The organism is Gordonia sp. (in: high G+C Gram-positive bacteria), assembly GCF_047600385.1.
Taxonomy (GTDB): domain Bacteria; phylum Actinomycetota; class Actinomycetes; order Mycobacteriales; family Mycobacteriaceae; genus Gordonia.
The window spans coordinates 721,200-737,475 of record NZ_JASGKZ010000001.1 but is presented as its reverse complement, the minus strand read 5'-3'; the positions used below and the strand labels follow the sequence as shown (position 1 = coordinate 737,475).

The following is a 16,276-nucleotide window of genomic DNA, read 5'->3' as shown; positions in this document are numbered from 1 at the left end:
GACTCGCCCTAAGCGGACGTACCGGATGATCTGCTCTGCGGTATGCGGGATTCACGACGATTGCGATCACCCGAAGGTGGCCGACATCGCTCTCGCCGGGAAAGGCGAGTGTGGGAGAGGTGAGCGTGAGGAGGCCGCCGGGGCGGCCTGTCGTCCGCTTCTGAACGACGACGGGTAGGCGTCTCGTCACCCTTAGGCTAACCTAAGAGAAATGAAGCCTCGGTTCTCGCGTATCCGCGCGGTCGCATTGGTTCTCGTCGCCTCGGCGACCCTCGGCATCGTCGTGACGGCTCCGGTCGCACACGCCCACCCCTCATCCGGTCCGGCTCCGACGGTGCTTCGCGAGGCGGGCTACGACCTCCGCGGCTACTCCGTCGGAAAAGGCAACTACCGCGGTGCCATCGACCCGCAGACCGGTGATCTGTGGCTGACCAACGTCACCCCGATGGAGAAGCCCACCGAGTCGTCGCTGCTCCGCGTCGATCCGAACACCATGCGCGTGAAGAAGCGCTTCACGATCCAGCGCCGGGCCGACACCGGCGGGTACGGGACCGTCGCCGCCGCGTACGAGATCGCCGTTCCCCGCTCCGGTGACACCGTCTGGACCACCGGTTCGCCGGCGAACCAGGTGACGGTCTGGGACAAGCGCACCGGTAAGGAGCGCAAGTTCCTCTCCGACGTGCCGCACGCCCACGGCGTGGTGTTCGCCGAAGACCTCCGTGTCGCGATGATCTCCACCAAGCCGGGTGCTCTGCAGTTCTTCGACATGGACACCTTCGAGCGGCTCGGCGAGGCGAAGTTCCCCTCGGCGGGCAAGCATCTGGGCGCCGGAATGGCGATCACCGACGACGGCCCGAGCGGCGCCACCGTCACCGTCGCGTCGTACTATCGCGCGCTCACCCAGTTCCGGATCACCCGGAACGGGGGATCGGTGCAGGCGAAGGTGCTGTGGAACACCCGTCAGGGCACCGAACAGCACGCCACCGTCCTCGCCGACGAGAAGAAGAACCGCGTGTACGTCAACAACATCAACGACGGACTCTCGGTCTACGACCTGCGCACCGGCCGGCATCTCAAAGACGTGGCCACCGGTAAAGGCACCAACTCGATGACCCTGATGAAGGGCAAGCTGTTCGCGGCGAACTACTACCTCGGCTACATCTCGGTGCTCGACGAGAAGACCCTGAACGTCACCGGGCGCATCTCCACGGGGCTGCTGCCGAACCAGTTGCTGAGCTGGAAGAAGGACACCTTCCTGGTGATCGACAAGTCGAGCACCGCGCTGGAGGGCGGTTACGTGCTCAATCGGGGCACCGACCGGGTCTGGAAGGTCAGCGCGGCCGGCTGAGTCCGGTCGGGCCGCGAGGCTCGCCGACGACGAGGTCGGGCCCGCCGCAGGATCACGGGCCCGGATCGGGGCGGTCTAGTGCACGGTGGGGCGAAGCTCGGTGTGGCCGACCACGACCGGTCCGAGGTGGACCGGCCCGGCGTATCCGCCGCCCGCCCGCCTGTTCAGCGTGTAGCGTGCGCCGTGGGCGTCGACGAAGCCGCCGCCGGGGGTCGCGACGATACGGAATCGCTGCGGACCGAACGGGCCGTAGCTGGTGAGGGTCGAGCCGTCGACCGCCACGTAGCTCCGGGTCGTGCTGCCGAACAGCACGGTCGTCGAACGGTAGCGGCCTTCGGAGACCTTCGCCGAAGCGTCCGGAGCGAGGATCGCGGCGCCGGTGAGCGCCGCCGCGGTGACCGCGCCGACGGCGATCGATCGGGTGAACGGTGAAAGCATCTTCTCACTCCTTGTTCGTAGGTTCACACGAACTCGTGCCGCCCCCCGAACAGCAGCCGTGGTACAGACCATCTTCGCCGAAGAACGGCGCCACGTGGTCTCGATCCGGTCTGTTTCGCATAACACTCGCCGGTCCATCGACGTCGACCGTGTGGGCGAAGAGCGGTCGCCGCCTCGCAGCCGGGCTGAGCGGCGGCTCGACAGGGCGTGGGTTCCTGGTGCCGCCGGAGCGTTACGTCTGCCCGTCGGAGCGGCCGGGTTCCTCCGGTTCCCAGCGGAGCAGGTCGCCGGGCTGGCACTCCAGCACCTCGCAGAGCGCCGAGAGCGTGGTGAACCGGACCGCCTTCGCGCGCCCGTTCTTGAGCACCGCGAGGTTGGCCGGGGTGATCCCGATGCGCGTGGCCAACTCGCCGACGGACATCTTCCGGCGGGCCAGCATCACGTCGATGTCGACGACGATCGGCACGGTCTCAGATCACTCCGTCTAACTCGGCCGTCAGCGCGTCGGCTTCGGCGTCACGCGCGACGGCCTGGGCCAGGAGCGTGCGCAGCACGTAGACGAGCAGTGCGACGCCCAGGACGGCGACGCCGATCCCGGCCATGATCACGACCACGCCGGGATCGTCGGCCTGGTCCGGTGCGCCGATCGCCGTCGCGGCGAACCAGACGGCGGCCGCCGCTACGATCGACGCGATGACACCGTCCACGTAACCGAATGCGGCGGCGGAGAACACGGTTCCGCGTTTCGTCATCGTCACCAGCCGCCAGATGCACAGCACCGCAGCCTGGATCACGATCATGCCCACGAGGGTGACGATCCGGAGCGCGGTCAGCCTGGTCGAGCCGTCCTCGGGGTCGGCGCCGGTGATCAGCACGGCGGCGATACCGACCTGGATCGCCGTCGTGCCGACGAGCATCCCGGCGAGCAGGACGCGGAGCGTGTTGATCGCGAGTGTGCTCACCGCGGCCTCCTGGATCGAACATCATTCACTATCTATCGAAAAACGATAGGTGTGGAGGTGCTTCCCCGCAAGAGGAAGAGGCGGGCCCCGCCCCTGCGACGACGGGCGCCGGGTCTCGGTCCGGCCGTGGACCCGCGATCGGTGGGTAGGCTGCGCGCATGACCGTGCATCTCACCGCGTCCCGCGCCGTGCCCGTCCCCGTCGAGGAGGCGTTCGAGAGGATTCTTCCGCTCCCGCTGGAGCGGATCTTCCGCCGCCGGTTCGCGGCGATCGCCGCGATCTCGGGGGTGAGCGGTCAAGACGGGGAATGGGGGACCGTCGGACAGACGCGCACGGTGGAGCTGAGCGACGGCGGCCGTCTGCACGAGACTCTCACCGAGCTCGACGAACCGCATTCGTTCGCCTACCGGCTCACCGTGACCCGGGGCCCCAACCGGTTCCTGATCGGCGGTGTGGTCGGCCGCTGGAGTTTCGAGCCGGCCGGGACCGGCACCAGGATCACCTGGTCGTGGCAGGTGACCCCGGCGAACACGGTGGCGGGCGCGCTGATGCCCGCGTTCAAGCGCATGTGGAACGGCTATGCGCGACAGGCGTTGGAGGAGATCGAGACCGTCCTGGTCGCCGACTGATCCGAACTCCCGGACTCCGCCGCCGCGGTCGTCGCCCGGGCGTCCAGCCACCGGAGCGCACCCGGGGCGCCGGCGAACTGCAGCGGCAGATGCCATCCGCGCGCGAACTCCCGGTAGGTCACGTCGCCGCCGAGCGCGCGATACCGTTCGGCCAGTGCGCGCACGTCGGCGGCGGCGATCACCTCGTCGCGCTCGCCCTGCTGGATCAGCACGGGTGCGTGCGGCTTGCGGCGGCCCGGCCGGATGTCGTCGATCACCCGCGTGAGCACGGGATCGTCGAGCAGTGCATCCAGCCCGTGGTTCAGATGGCCGTCGATGCTGCGGAAGGTCAGGCGGGCGAGGACGTCGAGGGTGGTGCGCTGCTCGGTGTCGGCGATCCGGTCGCGGAACCGCGGCGCCACGTGGCGGTCGAGGACGTCGTGCAGTTCGGGATAGGCCCGGCACAGCCCGGCGATGAAGACCAGGGGGAACCCGGCGAAGCGCCCGCCGTTGAGCCGCCGGAAGGCGGCGCCGGGGTCGCCCACGGGGGCTCCGGCGACGGTGCCGACCACATGCAGTTCGGGTGCGTAGGTCCCGGCCTCCTCGGCCGCCCACACGGTGGCGAGACCTCCGCCGGAGTAGCCCCACAGACCCACCGGGGTGTCGCCGCGCGAGGCGATCCGCAGATGTTCGTGGGTCGCCCGCACCCCGTCGAGCACCCGGTAGCCGGGTTCGCGGGCCGCCCCGAAGTGGCCGCGCGGACCCTCGTGATCGGGGATCGAGACGGCCCAGCCCCGCCGGACCGCGGCCAGGATCAGCGGGAGTTCGATGCGGGCCAGGGCGCCGTCGGCCCGGCTGCCGTGCCGCAACGCGTACGACGGGAAGCACCGTGACGACACCGCGTCGATCGCGCACTGGTACGAGAGGATCCCGCGTGCCGGCGCGGCGGGGGTGACCACTGTGGTGACCCCCACTTCGGCGCGGCCGCGCAGATCCGTCGTGCGGTAGCGCAGCTGTCGGGCGCGAGCGCGCATCCTGATCCGGCTGGCCGCGGCGAGCGTCACCTCGCGGGTGCCGAGGACGGCGCCGGGAAGCGCATCCGCCAGCCCGTCGCAGGCGGTGTGGAACGGGTCCCGATCGGGGGTGAGGGCCGGAATGGTCATGGCATCCACGGTATTGCCGCGCCCGGCGGCCGTCTCTAGTCGCAGAGGAGAGATCCGGTCCCGCCGATTCGTCGTCGACGACAAGGTCCCCGCCGGGTCACGGCCGGGCGATCCGCACCAGATCGGCGGCCGGGCCGGTGAGACGGGGCGGCCGCCAGATGGCCCGCAGATCACGTTCGACGACGAGGCCCGCCACCTCCGTCACCCGGACCGCGCCGGTGGCCGCGGCGGAGTCCACCGCGAGGTCGCTCAGCACGGCCGGGCCGACGCCGGTGGCCACCGCGGTGAGGATCGCCGCGCTGCTCCCGAGTTCCAGCAGCGGTGCCGCGCGGGGGTGTCCGGCGAGCGCGGCGTCGAGGGTGTCCCGGGTGCCGGATCCGGCTTCGCGGGTCACCAGCGGGGTCCCGGCGAGCTCGTCGACGGTGACCGGACGACGGCGCCGGACCCACGGATGCTCCGGTGGCACCGCGGTGACCAGGCGATCTCGGGCCACCACCTCGCTGCGCAGGCCCTTCGGGCGGGCCGGCGACTCGATGAAGCCGACCGCGCACTCACCCGAGGTGACCAGCTCCAGCACTCCGGCGGAGTTCTGCATCTGCAGACTCACCGAGGTGTCCGGGTAGGTGGCGCGGAACTCGCCGAGCCAGCGCGGCATCGAGATGCTCGGCCACGGTGAGGGAGGCCGCGACGCTCAGCGAGGCGGCCTGCTCGCCGCGCAGACCCGCGGCGACGTCGAGCAGCTGCTGTGCGGTGCCCAGGGTCTCACGCGCCCAGTGCACCAGCACCGTGCCCTGCGCGGTGAGCCGCGAACCGGTGGTGGTGCGGGTGAGCAGCGTGACGCCCAGGTTCCGTTCGAGGCGGCCGATCGCGCGGCTGGCGTTGGGCTGCGCCATCCGGAGCGCGCGGGCCGCCGCCGACAGACTGCCGCGCTCGTCCACCTCCACCAGCAGCTCCAGAGCGGGCAGATCGACCGAACTCGCACGCATGCGCCGAGGATATCCGTTCCGGATATGGCAGGCCATGCACTCGGGATATGACTCCATGCGGAAACGGCGTCTTCTGCACGACGACGATCCCGCGCACCCTGGTGGCATGACCAGAACCGTCAGCCGACCGAATCCCGGGAGACCCGACCCGGCGGCGCCGATCCGGAAGGCCGGGAAGTCCGAGACCGCCGCTCGGATACCGGGGTTGGCGGTGGTCGCCGCGGCGACCGCGGCCGCGACGATCGGGCACCTGCTGGTACCCGCGGTCAGCCCGCCGGTGTTCGCGATCGTGCTCGGGGTCGTCGTGGGCAACGTCCGTCCGCTCGGCGCACGGTATGCGCCCGGCCTGGCGTTGGCCGCCCGGCCGCTGCTGCGCATCGGCGTCGCCCTGCTCGGTCTTCAACTGGTCTTCGGCGACGTCCTGGCCCTGGGCCCGGGGGTGATCGCCGCGATCGTGGTGACCGTCGCCGCCGGCCTGGGCGCGATCCTGTGGCTCGGCGCGAAGCTCGGACTCAGCCCGGCGCAACGCCTGCTGATCGCCTGCGGCACCTCGATCTGCGGTGCGGCCGCGGTCGCCGCGGCCGAGAGCGTGGTGGACGCCGACGAGAACGAGACGGCCACCGCCGTGGCCACCGTCGTGGTGTTCGGCACCCTGCTGCTCGGCGTGATCCCGGCGGTCGTCGGACTGTTCACGCTGAACCCGGAACTCGGCGGGATGTGGGCGGGTCTGGCGATCCAGGAGGTGGCGCAGGCGGTGGCCGCCGGCGGGATCATCGGTTCGGGGGCGCTGGCCGTCGCGGCGGTGGTGAAACTCGGCCGCGTCCTGATGCTGGCGCCGGTGCTCGCCGTGCTCAGTGTTCGACGCCGCCGCACCCTCTCCGCCGGCGCCCGCCCGCCGCTGGTGCCGTTCTTCGTGATCGGTTTCCTCGCGTGCGTGGCGCTGTCGTCGACCGGTCTGGTGCCCGATCCGGTGCTCACCGCGGCGGGACACGTGCAGACGACGCTGCTCGGCGCCGCGATGTTCGCGCTCGGCACCGGGGTGCGGGCGGGCGCGATCCGGGCGGCGGGCCCGCGGCCCTTCGTGCTCGGCGCCGCCGGAACCGTCTGGATCGCGGTGGTCGGACTCGGGGGCGCACTGGCGGTCGGTGGGCTACACCTATAGGCATGAGTGTCGCCGGAAGTCCGCTGCCCGTCGCGATCGAGCCGGAGCGGGATCCGCACCTGGTCGCCGCCGTCGAGGAGGCGGGCGGCATCGTCGTTCCTCTCGACCGGGCCCGCGTGCTGGTGTGGATCGGTGATCCGGCGGAGTTCCCGGACCTCGCCGACACCGTCGAATGGGTGGCGCTCAAGACCGCCGGGATCGAGGGGTTCCGGGCCGCGGGCGTGATCGACGGCAACCGGATCTGGACCAACGCCTCCGGCTTCTACGCCGCCGGCTGCGCCGAACACGCGCTCGCCCTCCTGCTGGCCGGACTGCGGCAGATCGACACCAGCGTGGTCCTCGGCTGGAACGACGACGTGATCCCGCCCGCGGTGCGCACGCTGCGCGGGGCCACGGTGACCATCATCGGGGCCGGCGGCATCGGCCGGGAGCTGACGCCGCGACTCTCCGCGTGCGGCGCCTGGGTGGTGGCGGTGAACCGGTCGGGCACCCCCGTCGAGGGCGCGGTCCGCACCGCGACCCCCGATCAGCTCGACGAGGTGCTGGCCGAGACCGACCACGTGGTGCTCGCGGCGCCGGCCACCGCGGAGACCCGGCACCTGATCGACGACCGCACGCTGGCCCTGCTCAAACCGCACAGCTGGGTCGTCAACGTCGCCCGCGGTGCGCTGATCGACCAGGCGGCGCTGGGCCGCGCGCTGCGGGACGGCGTGATCGCCGGTGCCGCGCTCGACGTGACCGACCCGGAGCCGCCCGCGTCCGACGACCCGCTGTGGGAGTGCCCGAACCTGATCGTGACCCCGCACATCGCGAATCCGGCGCCGGGCCTGACTCGGGAGATGGCGCCGTGGCTGGCCGAGAACATCCGGCGTTTCACGGCGGGGGAGAAGCTGATTTCCGTCGTCGATCCGGCCGCGGAGTACTGAGCCGGGGTGCCGCCGGGGAGCGCGGAGTCCCTTCGACTCGGTCGCTCACTGCGTTCACGCCCGGCTCAGGGATCGGCCCGGGCCCTTCGACACGGTTCGTCGCTACGCTCCGCACCGGCTCAGGGAGCGGTGGGTGGCACTGGGCCGATCGGTTCCACACGCTCCCTGAGCCGCCGACGAACGGAGTGAGTCGGCGAGTCGAAGGGGCTCGGCGTCAGTCGAAGTCCGCGCCGGTCTTCGGCGGAGACTGCTCCAGCAGAGCGTTCTCCTCGTCGGAGAAGGCCCGGGCCCGCGACAGGAAGCGCACGCCTTCGGGGGCCTCCAGCGAGAACCCGGCGCCGCGGCCGGGCACCACGTCGAGCACCAGCTGGGTGTGCTTCCACACCTCGAACTGGTCGCCGGAGATCCACACGCGGACCGCGGGCAGCGGACCCGGCAGCGGGATCTCGCCGACCAGCACGTCGCGCTGGCCGATCCGGTACTCGCCGACCGGGTAACACATCGGGGCCGAGCCGTCGCAGCAGCCGCCGGACTGGTGGATCATCAGACCGCCGTGCAACTCGGTCAGCTTGGTGAGGAGGTCGATCGTGGCCTGCTTGGCCACGACGCGCTCGGGGGCGCCGTTCTGGGAATCATCGCTCATCGTCGTTCCTCTGTCCTTCTCCGGAATCCGGTGAAAACGCGCCGACCCGCTGTTTGTGCCCCCGGATCCTGGGGCACAAACAGCGGGCCGACATCATTGTCTCCCAGACCGATCTAGAAGAAGCCCTTCGGGTCGCCGCTGTAACCGACGAGCAGGTTCTTGGTCTGCTGGTAGTGCGACAGCATCATCAGGTGGTTCTCGCGACCGATGCCGGACTGCTTGTAGCCGCCGAACGCCGCGTGCGCCGGGTAGTCGTGGTAGGTGTTGGTCCACACGCGACCGGCCTGGATGTCGCGGCCCGCACGGTAGGCGACGGTGCCGTTGCGGCTCCAGACACCGGCGCCGAGACCGTACAGGGTGTCGTTGGCGATCCGGATGGCGTCGTCGTAGTCGTTGAAGCTGGTCACCGAGAGCACCGGACCGAAGATCTCCTCCTGGAAGATCCGCATGTCGTTGTTGCCCTCGAAGACGGTCGGCTGGATGTAGTAGCCGCCCGAGAGGTCGCCGCCGAGGTCGACGGTGTCGCCGCCGATGAGGACCTTGGCGCCCTCCTCCTTGCCGATGGCCAGGTACGACTGGATCTTCTCGTACTGGTCGTTGGACGCCTGGGCGCCCATCATGGTGTCGGTGTCGAGCGGGTTGCCCTGCTTGATCTTGCTGACCCGGTCGACGGCGCGCTCGAGGAAGTCGTTGTAGATGCCCTTCTGAACCAACGCGCGGCTCGGACAGGTGCAGACCTCGCCCTGGTTGAGCGCGAACATCGCGAAGCCCTCGAGAGCGCGCTGGACGAAGTTGTCGTCGGCGGAGAGCACGTCGTCGAAGAAGATGTTCGGGCTCTTGCCGCCCAGCTCCAGGGTCACCGGGATCAGGTTCTCCGAGGCGTACTGGGAGATCAGGCGACCGGTGGTGGTCTCACCGGTGAAGGCGATCTTGCGGATACGGTTGCTCGAGGCCAGCGGCTTGCCGGCCTCCACGCCGAAGCCGTTGACGACGTTGACGACGCCGGCCGGGATGACGTCGGTGAGCAGGCTCATCACGTAGAGGATCGACGCCGGGGTCTGCTCGGCCGGCTTCAGGACGACGCAGTTGCCCGCGGCGAGCGCGGGAGCGAGCTTCCACACGGCCATCAGGATCGGGAAGTTCCAGGGGATGATCTGGCCGACGACGCCGAGGGGCTCGTGGAAGTGGTAGGCGACGGTGTTCTCGTCGATCTCGGAGATCCCGCCCTCCTGCGCGCGGATGACTCCGGCGTAGTAGCGGAAGTGATCGATCGCGAGAGGGATGTCGGCGGCGAGGGTCTCGCGGATCGCCTTGCCGTTCTCCCAGCTCTCGGCGAGGGCGATCTTCTCCAGGTTCGCCTCCATCACGTCGGCGATCTTGTTCAGGACGGCCGAGCGTGCGGCGACCGGGGTCTTGCCCCAGGCCGGCGCGGCGGCGTGGGCGGCGTCCAGGGCGAGATCGATGTCCTCGGCGGTCGACCGGGCGACCTCGCAGAAGGTCTTGCCGTCGACGGGGGACGGGTTCTCGAAGTACTGGCCCTTGACCGGCGGTACCCAGGCGCCGCCGATGAAGTTGTCGTAACGGGACTCGAAGCTCATGAGCGAGCCTTCGGATCCTGGCTTGGCGAATACCGGCATCGAAACTCTCCTTTGTGCGGGTGGCGGAACGCCACCGCTTCCTGGTGATCTGAAGCACACGTTACTCAAGATGTGGTTGCAGTCACGTTGCAACTCTGATGCGGGTGCGATGCAACGGCCGTCGCCGCAGTTCGGAGCGGGGAGGAGGAGCCCGGCGGGGTGCGCCGTCTCGCGCGGAGATGCGAGGAGAGGGTGCTCAGCCGAGCCCGTAGCGCCGGTCGAGCAGCCGGGTGCGGCCGGCCGCCATCGTGCGCTGCGGATCGCCGGGCGGGAGCACGGCGGTGAGACGTTGCCAGGCGAGCAGGTCGTCGCGGCCGTGCGGCGACGACGTCCAGGCGGCCAGGGCGTTCGCATCGGCGCCGGCGAGCAGCCGGGAACGGAGGTCTTCGCGGATCTCCTCGAACAGCTCGACGACGCCGGGGGCCTTCGACTCGGCGAGCAGACCGCCCCGGCCGAGAGCGGAGACGGCGTCGACGAGTGAGCCCTGGGCGATGAGCCGCCGCAGGTCGCCGACGTCGGAGGTCACGTCGACGGTGAGCCGGTAGGGGCGGGCGGCGATCAGGTCTCCGAGATCGCGGCGCAGCCGGGAGATCTCGGCGCGCACGGTGACGGCGCCGAGCTCGCCATCGGACAGCCGCAGGGCCAGCTGGTCGGTGCTCAGCCCCTCCGGGCGCTGGGAGAGCAGCAGCAGGATCTCGGCGTGCCGCGGGGAGAGCGGGGAGCGTCGTCCGCCGGCGGCGGTCCAACCGGTGGTGCTCAGGACGGTGAGCCGGGGATGCCGCTGGACCTGTGGGAAGACGCGGTTCGGGCTCAGATCGGTGGCCTGGGCCCGGAGTTCGCGTTCGACGGCGGCGACCACCGAACGCACGGCCGCGAGCGCGAACGGCTGGCCCGCGGCGGCCCCGCCGGTCACGTCGATCGCGCCGAGCACCTCGCCGGTCCGCGGATCGTGCACGGGTGCCGCGGCGCAGTTGAAGTCGTGCACCTGACTGAAGAAGTGCTCGGGGCCGCGGATCTGCACGCCCTTGTCGACGGTGAGGGCCAGCCCGGGGGCGTTGGTGCCGACCGTGCCCTCGCTCCAGACCGAGCCCTCGACGAAATCGATGCGCGCGGCCAGGTCGCGTGCGGTCTTGTCGCCCTCCACCCAGAGCAGCCGCCCCTCCTGATCGGTGAGCGCGACGACGACGCCGGTGCCCGCGATGTCGTCGAGCATCAGGGACTGGACCAGCGGGCGCATCGCGGTCAGCGGGTGGCTGGCCCGGTACTCCTCGAACTCGGCATCGGACTGGTCGTGCGAGGCGACGTCGACGACGCCGGGATCCAGGCCGCCCTGGACGGCGCGCTGCCAGGAGTCTCGGACGACTTTGCGCACTGCTTCGGCGGGGAGTTCGGCTCCGGACAGGAACCGTTCGTAGGCACGCTGGACCTGCGTCAGCGTGGCATCGACCATGTCGCCTCCGGTCGCAGGATCATCGAAACAGGGTTTCGTGCAAACCCTGCCATCGATTGTCCGCAATTGTGCCGGTGTCGGCAATAATCTAGGCATCGAGCCCGGCCGCCGGTGCCGGATGTGGAGGAGACCTGATGAGTGAGCGCACCACCCCGACCGTCGACGACGCGCCGTCGACCGCATCCGCGTCGATCGATACGGTGATTCCCGCCGCGGGCGCCACCAACAAGGAGATCGTGCGCCGCGATCAGGGAGACGGCCGCGGCCGCACGGTGATCGCCGACACCGTGGTGGCCAAGATCGCCGGGGTCGCGACCCGCGAGATCAACGGCGTCCACGACCTCGGCGGCACCGGTGAGCGCATGGTCGGGAAGATGCGCGACTTCGTGCCGGGCACGTCGTCGAACGTGACCCAGGGCATCGACGTGGAGGTCGGCGAGAAGCAGGCCGCGGTGGACGTGCAGATCATCGCCGAATACGGCGTGCCGATCCATCAGCTCGCCGACGCGATCCGCCGGAACGTGGTCTCGGCGATCGAGCAGATGACCGGACTCGAAGTGACCGAGGTGAACGTGACCGTGCACGACGTCCACCTGCCGGAGACGACGACCCCGCAGAACGATCCCGCACAGCCCCCGCGCGTACAATGACCGGCGTCGTCGGCACGGACCACCCCGGCGACCTGGCCGAATCGGTCGCCGCCGCGGTCCTCGCGGTACCGGGTGTCGCCGGGCTGTCCGGCGGCGCGTTCGGCGCGGTGGCCACCTTCGGCCCCGGCGGCCGGGTGATCGGCATCGCGTTGCGCGACGAGGCCGGTGAGGTCGCGATCGTCGGTGAACTCGGCTACGACCTGCAGGCCGTGGCCGAGCGGGTGCGGGCCGCGGCCGAACCGGTGGCGGGTCGGCCGATCGACGTGCTCGTCGCCGATCTCCGGCTGCCCGACGACGCGCCGACCGACCCCGAATCGAAGTCCGCCCCCGCGGATCCGTCCCACCCCCGACCAGCAGAGAGCGACGAACGATGAACAGTTACGCGGCGATCGGGCTCCTCGCGGGCCTGCTGTTGGCGCTCACCGCGACCACCGGCGGCCTGATCGGATTCCTGTTCGGGGTGGTCCTCGGTGCGATCGGTCTGGCGGCCGGTCTGCATCGTGACGGCACCATCGACCTGAGCGCCGTGGTCCGGAGCCGTAATCGTGGGTGACGGCGATCCGTCCGTCGCACCCGACGATGCTCCCGCGCCGGCCCCCGTCGCCGGCACCCTGGTCCTGGCCGATCGGGTCGGTGCGGCGATCGCCGAACGCGCCGCGCTCGACGTCGGATCGGTGGTCGCCTACAAGAACTCGATGGGCTCGATGCTCGGCGACGTCGCCGGTGCTCGCGCGGTGGTGGGCGGCGGATATCCGAAGGCGCGGATCGACATGGGCGCCGCGACCCCGCGGCTGGCGGTGGCGGTGGCGCTCGCCTGGCCGTCGCCGATCACCCGGGTCTGCCGGGAACTGCGCACGCATCTGGCCGAGGAACTGGAACGACTCACCGGGGTGCGACCGGTGGCGGTGGACGTCGAGGTGGCCCGACTGGTGCCGCGGACAGAAGCGAAGAAGCTGCGGTCGGGGATGATCGAACTGCCGCCGCCGGAGACGGTGGACGCCCGGACCGCCCCGGACGACGACGCGGAGGTGCGCGGGTGAACGACGATCACGCGGACGGTTCCCGAGGCCGCGGACTCCCGGCGCTGAGCGACACCGCGGACGGCCGGGTCCGGGCCCCGGCCGCGACACCGGGGGCGGTGATCGTCGGCGCGCTGCTCGGACTGCTCCTGCTGGTCCTGGCCGGGATCGCGATCCGCGACCTGGTGGTTCGGGCGGGCTGGGTCGACGGGCCGGAATGGCTGCGCGGAGCCGCGCACTGGAGCACCGACGTCGGCTGGCACGGCTGGACGTGGGCGGTGGCCGCGGCGCTGATCGCGGTCGGGCTGGGCATGGTGTGGTCGGCGGTGAAGCCGCGTCGCAGAAACCATCTCCCGGTCGGCGCGAGTGGCGTGCTCTGGACCCTCCCGCGGGCCGTCGCACGCCGGTGCAGCGCCGCCGTCGCCGACGTCCCCGGCGTCGACCGTGCGGTCACGCTGGTCGGGCGGCGCACCGTCACCGTGACGGTCTCCGGGGACCCCGACGTCGTCGACGTCGAGTCCGTCACGACGACGGCGCGGGCCGTGCTCGACGGTCTCGGGATCACCTCCCGGGTCACGGTGAAGGTCCGCGCCACCGGAACGAGGAAGAACCGATGAACCGCCTGCCCGCCGCCTGGAACCGGATCTCGGTCGGCCTGATCGGCGCCGTCCTGATCGTCGTCGGACTGGGTCTGGTCTTCTCGCAGGTCGACGCCGGTCCGCCCGCGCGCTGGGTCCACCGCATCGATCCGGACACGGTGCGCGAGGCCGCCGATGCGCACTGGTGGACGTGGGTCCTGGTCGGGATCGTCGCGCTCGCGGTGCTCTGGGGACTGCGGCTGCTGGCGACCCTGGTCCGGCCGCACGCGGTGGACACGCTGGTGCTCGACGGGTCGGACGCGGGCGGTCGCATGACCGTCGCCCCCGGCCTGATCGCTCAGGCGGTCGAGACGGAACTGGCCGAGCACCGGTTGTTCAGCGACGTCTCGGCCAAGGCGATCGACGATCGCGGCGCCAAGATCCTGCGGATCGTCGTCACCGCGCCGCCGACGCACTCCTACGACGAGATCGCCGAGGTGCTGGCGCGCAGCATCGAACAGGTCCGGGAGGCCGTCGACGGTGCCGATCTGCACGTGCAGGCGATGATCGATCTGGTTCCGCCCAAGGCGCGACGATGAGCGAGACCTTCCGGCTGGCCTACGTCCCCGGAGTGATGCCGGCCAAATGGGTCCGGATCTTCGAAGAACGACGCCCCGGCACCGCGGTGGAACTGGTGGCGGTCGAGGCGGGGGAGGCGGCCGACGTCGTCCGTGCGGGCCGCGTCGACGCCGCCCTCGCCCGCCCGACGTCCGCCGGGGAGCCCGGGCTGGCGGTGATCCGGCTGTACGACGAGGTGTCCGTCGTCGTCGTGCCGAAGGACCATGTGCTGACCGCGGCCGACGAACTGGCCGCCGCCGACCTCGCCGACGAGACGTTCCTGCGCCCGCACGACGACGTCGTGGACTGGCCGGACCGGCCCGGAACCGCCGCCGACCACCGCCCGGACACCACCGCCGCGGCGGTGGAACTGGTCGCCGCCGGGATGGCGCTGCTGGTGGTGCCGATGTCGCTGGCGCGGCTGCATCATCGTCGTGACCTGACCTTCCGGCCGATCACCGATGCGCCCGCCGCGCCGGTGGGCCTGCTGTGGCCCGAGCCGACTAGCGAGACGGTGGAGGAGTTCATCGGGGTGGTGCGGGGTCGTCGGGCCGGGTCGTCGCGGGGTCGGAGCGAGCCGGCCCCCAAGCGTTCGGCCAAGGAGAAGGCCGCGGCCAAGCGGGCGGCCCGCGAGGCGGCGGGCCGGATCCCGCCGCGGAAACCTAAGGGCGCGGGGAAAGCCGGGTCGAAGGGGAGCGGGAGACACTCCACCCGCCGGACTCCGCGGCGTGGCGGGCGTTGACGCCGAACCCGTGAGCACGACGAGATCGGCACCGCTCACGGGGCTCCGGACGATCGCCGCGCTGGCGGTGTGCCTGACCCACGCCGCCTACTGGACGGGCGGGTACACCGACGACGTCACCGGCCGACTGCTCTCCCGGTTCGAGGTGGGTGTGGCGCTCTTCTTCGTGCTCTCGGGATTCCTGCTGTTCCGGCCGTGGGTGCGGGCGCTCCGGGACCAGGACCGGAGAGGCAGGGACCTGGAAGACGGGGACCCGGAAGGAGGCGGTCGGCCGTCGTACCCGCGGCTCGGCCGGTACTTCCGGCATCGGTTCCGGCGCGTGGTGCCGCCGTACTGGATCGTCGTCGTCGCCGTGTACCTGATCTATCTGGTGCGGACCGATCCCGGGACGACCGGTCACGGCTGGTCGGGTCTCCTGCGGAACCTGACCTTCACCCAGGTCTACGGCTTCGGTCACCTGCACACCGGGCTCACCCAGATGTGGAGCATGACCGCCGAGGTGGCGTTCTACCTGGTGCTGCCGGCGCTCGCGTGGCTGCTGACGACGGCGGTCTGCGGGGACCGCTGGCGCCCGGGACCGATGCTGGCGAGTCTGGGGCTGCTCGCGCTGCTGTCGCTGTTCTTCTCGATCGTCGTCCACGAGTTCCCGGACGTCGACCCCACCGCGCGGATGTGGCCGCCCGCGTTCGGGCTCTGGTTCGTCGGCGGCATGGCGCTCGCCGTGGTCGCGGCGATGCGGCCGCGCCGGAGCGTGCCGTGGGCGGTGCCGCTCGGCCTGGTCGCGTTCGTGGTCTCCGCGGGGGCGTTCGCGGGAGAACCGACGATCATCCCCGCCGGCGCCGTCGAGACGATCGTCAAGCACGTGCTCTATCTGGTCGTCGCACTCGGGCTCATCGCCCCGCTGGTGCTGACCCCGGAGCGGCCCGGGACGACGGACACGCTGTGGCGCCGGTTCTGCGGCGCCCGCCCGATGGTCTGGTTCGGGGAGATCTCCTACGAGTTCTTCCTGGTGCACGTGATGGTGCTGGAGTTCGCCATGGGCTGGCTGGGTTACTCGGACTTCTCCGGTTCGACGGTGCTCGTCTTCCTCGTCACCACGGTGGTCTCGACGCCGATCGCCTGGCTCCTGCACGTCGTGACCGCCGACCGGCGGACCCGCGCCCGCGTGTTCGGGAGGCCGGACCGATCGGCCGACGTCGGGAAGGCCGCCGGGGAAGGTCGCCGGCGGCGCATATCCTGACCGGGCGGACGCCGTGCGCCCCGTGATCGTCGTTCTGAGGAGAGAAGACTGTGCCGGAACCGTCGCCGGAGCCCCGCCCCTCGGACGCCGCCGGGCCCGGACTGGT

Annotated in this window: 19 protein-coding genes and 1 pseudogene; 12 read left to right on the top strand and 8 right to left on the bottom strand. The window is 71.1% G+C overall.

Annotation, left to right across the window (positions count from 1 at the left end; all coding sequences use genetic code 11):
- Nucleotides 1-211: 211 nt before the first annotated feature.
- Nucleotides 212-1,348 (top strand): YncE family protein, encoded by a 1,137-nt coding sequence (locus tag QM809_RS03405; RefSeq protein ID WP_415044424.1) that lies wholly within the window; start codon nt 212-214, stop codon nt 1,346-1,348.
- A gap of 75 nt (nt 1,349-1,423) precedes the next feature.
- Here QM809_RS03405 and QM809_RS03400 read toward each other — a convergent pair whose 3' ends face one another.
- From QM809_RS03400 to QM809_RS03390, 3 genes are all read right to left on the bottom strand, one after another.
- On the bottom strand, nt 1,424-1,786 hold the full coding sequence (locus QM809_RS03400; RefSeq protein WP_415044423.1) for a hypothetical protein: 363 nt from the start codon (nt 1,784-1,786) through the stop codon (nt 1,424-1,426).
- A 232-nt stretch (nt 1,787-2,018) separates the two neighbouring features.
- Nucleotides 2,019-2,252 carry a helix-turn-helix domain-containing protein gene (locus QM809_RS03395; RefSeq protein WP_415044422.1) on the bottom strand — a complete coding sequence of 78 codons (234 nt, stop codon included), beginning with the start codon at nt 2,250-2,252 and terminating at the stop codon, nt 2,019-2,021.
- Between the two features lie 4 nt (nt 2,253-2,256).
- Nucleotides 2,257-2,748: a DUF2975 domain-containing protein gene (locus QM809_RS03390; RefSeq protein ID WP_415044421.1), complete on the bottom strand. Its 492-nt coding sequence runs from the start codon at nt 2,746-2,748 to the stop codon at nt 2,257-2,259.
- A 158-nt stretch (nt 2,749-2,906) separates the two neighbouring features.
- Between QM809_RS03390 and QM809_RS03385 the strand changes: the two genes are divergently transcribed.
- Nucleotides 2,907-3,377: an SRPBCC family protein gene (locus QM809_RS03385; protein ID WP_415044420.1), complete on the top strand. Its 471-nt coding sequence runs from the start codon at nt 2,907-2,909 to the stop codon at nt 3,375-3,377.
- Here QM809_RS03385 and QM809_RS03380 read toward each other — a convergent pair.
- Nucleotides 3,326-4,519 (bottom strand): lipase family protein, encoded by a 1,194-nt coding sequence (locus tag QM809_RS03380; protein ID WP_415044419.1) that lies wholly within the window; start codon nt 4,517-4,519, stop codon nt 3,326-3,328. The two genes, QM809_RS03385 and QM809_RS03380, sit on opposite strands and share 52 nt — an antisense overlap.
- Nucleotides 4,520-4,616: 97 nt before the next feature.
- A pseudogene (locus QM809_RS03375) lies at nt 4,617-5,505 on the bottom strand (LysR family transcriptional regulator).
- A 106-nt stretch (nt 5,506-5,611) separates the two neighbouring features.
- Here QM809_RS03375 and QM809_RS03370 point away from each other — a divergent pair.
- Both QM809_RS03370 and QM809_RS03365 read left to right on the top strand, forming a co-directional pair.
- Entirely contained in the window at nt 5,612-6,667 is a 1,056-nt protein-coding gene (locus QM809_RS03370) for a YeiH family protein (RefSeq protein ID WP_415044418.1), read from the top strand.
- 2 nt (nt 6,668-6,669) lie between these two features.
- Entirely contained in the window at nt 6,670-7,593 is a 924-nt protein-coding gene (locus tag QM809_RS03365; protein WP_415044417.1) for a D-isomer specific 2-hydroxyacid dehydrogenase family protein, read from the top strand.
- A gap of 214 nt (nt 7,594-7,807) precedes the next feature.
- On the opposite strand, the gene QM809_RS03360 is transcribed toward QM809_RS03365, so the two are convergent.
- The 3 genes from QM809_RS03360 to QM809_RS03350 all read right to left on the bottom strand — a co-directional run bounded on the left by QM809_RS03360 (nt 7,808) and on the right by QM809_RS03350 (nt 11,323).
- Nucleotides 7,808-8,236, bottom strand: coding sequence for a DUF779 domain-containing protein (locus QM809_RS03360; RefSeq protein WP_415044416.1), 429 nt, complete (start codon nt 8,234-8,236; stop codon nt 7,808-7,810).
- A 113-nt stretch (nt 8,237-8,349) separates the two neighbouring features.
- On the bottom strand, nt 8,350-9,873 hold the full coding sequence (locus QM809_RS03355) for an aldehyde dehydrogenase family protein (protein WP_415044415.1): 1,524 nt from the start codon (nt 9,871-9,873) through the stop codon (nt 8,350-8,352).
- Between the two features lie 196 nt (nt 9,874-10,069).
- Nucleotides 10,070-11,323, bottom strand: a complete 1,254-nt coding sequence (locus QM809_RS03350; protein ID WP_415044414.1) for a transcriptional regulator — start codon at nt 11,321-11,323, stop codon at nt 10,070-10,072.
- A gap of 134 nt (nt 11,324-11,457) precedes the next feature.
- On the opposite strand from QM809_RS03350, the gene QM809_RS03345 reads away from it, so the two are divergent.
- Genes QM809_RS03345 through QM809_RS03310 form a run of 8 tightly spaced genes read left to right on the top strand, consistent with a single transcriptional unit; the run spans nt 11,458 to nt 16,170 of the window.
- Nucleotides 11,458-11,973 carry an Asp23/Gls24 family envelope stress response protein gene (locus QM809_RS03345; protein WP_415044413.1) on the top strand — a complete coding sequence of 172 codons (516 nt, stop codon included), beginning with the start codon at nt 11,458-11,460 and terminating at the stop codon, nt 11,971-11,973.
- Nucleotides 11,970-12,347, top strand: a complete 378-nt coding sequence (locus QM809_RS03340; RefSeq protein ID WP_415044412.1) for a hypothetical protein — start codon at nt 11,970-11,972, stop codon at nt 12,345-12,347. The genes QM809_RS03345 and QM809_RS03340 overlap by 4 nt, the downstream gene beginning before the upstream one ends.
- Nucleotides 12,344-12,526, top strand: a complete 183-nt coding sequence (locus QM809_RS03335; protein WP_415044411.1) for a DUF2273 domain-containing protein — start codon at nt 12,344-12,346, stop codon at nt 12,524-12,526. The genes QM809_RS03340 and QM809_RS03335 overlap by 4 nt, the downstream gene beginning before the upstream one ends.
- Entirely contained in the window at nt 12,519-13,013 is a 495-nt protein-coding gene (locus QM809_RS03330) for an Asp23/Gls24 family envelope stress response protein (RefSeq protein WP_415044410.1), read from the top strand. The genes QM809_RS03335 and QM809_RS03330 overlap by 8 nt, the downstream gene beginning before the upstream one ends.
- Nucleotides 13,010-13,609: a DUF6286 domain-containing protein gene (locus QM809_RS03325; RefSeq protein WP_415044409.1), complete on the top strand. Its 600-nt coding sequence runs from the start codon at nt 13,010-13,012 to the stop codon at nt 13,607-13,609. The genes QM809_RS03330 and QM809_RS03325 overlap by 4 nt, the downstream gene beginning before the upstream one ends.
- Nucleotides 13,606-14,169 (top strand): hypothetical protein, encoded by a 564-nt coding sequence (locus QM809_RS03320; protein ID WP_415044408.1) that lies wholly within the window; start codon nt 13,606-13,608, stop codon nt 14,167-14,169. The genes QM809_RS03325 and QM809_RS03320 overlap by 4 nt, the downstream gene beginning before the upstream one ends.
- On the top strand, nt 14,166-14,930 hold the full coding sequence (locus QM809_RS03315; protein WP_415044407.1) for a LysR substrate-binding domain-containing protein: 765 nt from the start codon (nt 14,166-14,168) through the stop codon (nt 14,928-14,930). Before QM809_RS03320 ends, QM809_RS03315 begins: the two co-directional genes overlap by 4 nt.
- 10 nt (nt 14,931-14,940) lie before the next feature.
- The gene (locus QM809_RS03310; RefSeq protein ID WP_415044406.1) at nt 14,941-16,170 is read left to right on the top strand and encodes an acyltransferase family protein; all 1,230 of its coding nucleotides are present in this window, start codon (nt 14,941-14,943) and stop codon (nt 16,168-16,170) included.
- Nucleotides 16,171-16,276: the final 106 nt, after the last annotated feature.

Coding starts and splice junctions, on each gene's coding strand:
- QM809_RS03370 (WP_415044418.1), top strand. CDS start 5,612: ATGACCAGAACCGTCAGCCGACCGAATCCCGGGAGACCCGACCCGGCG.
- QM809_RS03360 (WP_415044416.1), bottom strand. CDS start 8,236: ATGAGCGATGATTCCCAGAACGGCGCCCCCGAGCGCGTCGTGGCCAAG.
- QM809_RS03320 (WP_415044408.1), top strand. CDS start 13,606: ATGAACCGCCTGCCCGCCGCCTGGAACCGGATCTCGGTCGGCCTGATC.
- QM809_RS03350 (WP_415044414.1), bottom strand. CDS start 11,323: ATGGTCGATGCCACGCTGACGCAGGTCCAGCGTGCCTACGAACGGTTC.
- QM809_RS03355 (WP_415044415.1), bottom strand. CDS start 9,873: ATGCCGGTATTCGCCAAGCCAGGATCCGAAGGCTCGCTCATGAGCTTC.
- QM809_RS03400 (WP_415044423.1), bottom strand. CDS start 1,786: ATGCTTTCACCGTTCACCCGATCGATCGCCGTCGGCGCGGTCACCGCG.
- QM809_RS03380 (WP_415044419.1), bottom strand. CDS start 4,519: ATGACCATTCCGGCCCTCACCCCCGATCGGGACCCGTTCCACACCGCC.
- QM809_RS03405 (WP_415044424.1), top strand. CDS start 212: ATGAAGCCTCGGTTCTCGCGTATCCGCGCGGTCGCATTGGTTCTCGTC.
- QM809_RS03345 (WP_415044413.1), top strand. CDS start 11,458: ATGAGTGAGCGCACCACCCCGACCGTCGACGACGCGCCGTCGACCGCA.
- QM809_RS03340 (WP_415044412.1), top strand. CDS start 11,970: ATGACCGGCGTCGTCGGCACGGACCACCCCGGCGACCTGGCCGAATCG.
- QM809_RS03335 (WP_415044411.1), top strand. CDS start 12,344: ATGAACAGTTACGCGGCGATCGGGCTCCTCGCGGGCCTGCTGTTGGCG.
- QM809_RS03315 (WP_415044407.1), top strand. CDS start 14,166: ATGAGCGAGACCTTCCGGCTGGCCTACGTCCCCGGAGTGATGCCGGCC.
- QM809_RS03365 (WP_415044417.1), top strand. CDS start 6,670: ATGAGTGTCGCCGGAAGTCCGCTGCCCGTCGCGATCGAGCCGGAGCGG.
- QM809_RS03385 (WP_415044420.1), top strand. CDS start 2,907: ATGACCGTGCATCTCACCGCGTCCCGCGCCGTGCCCGTCCCCGTCGAG.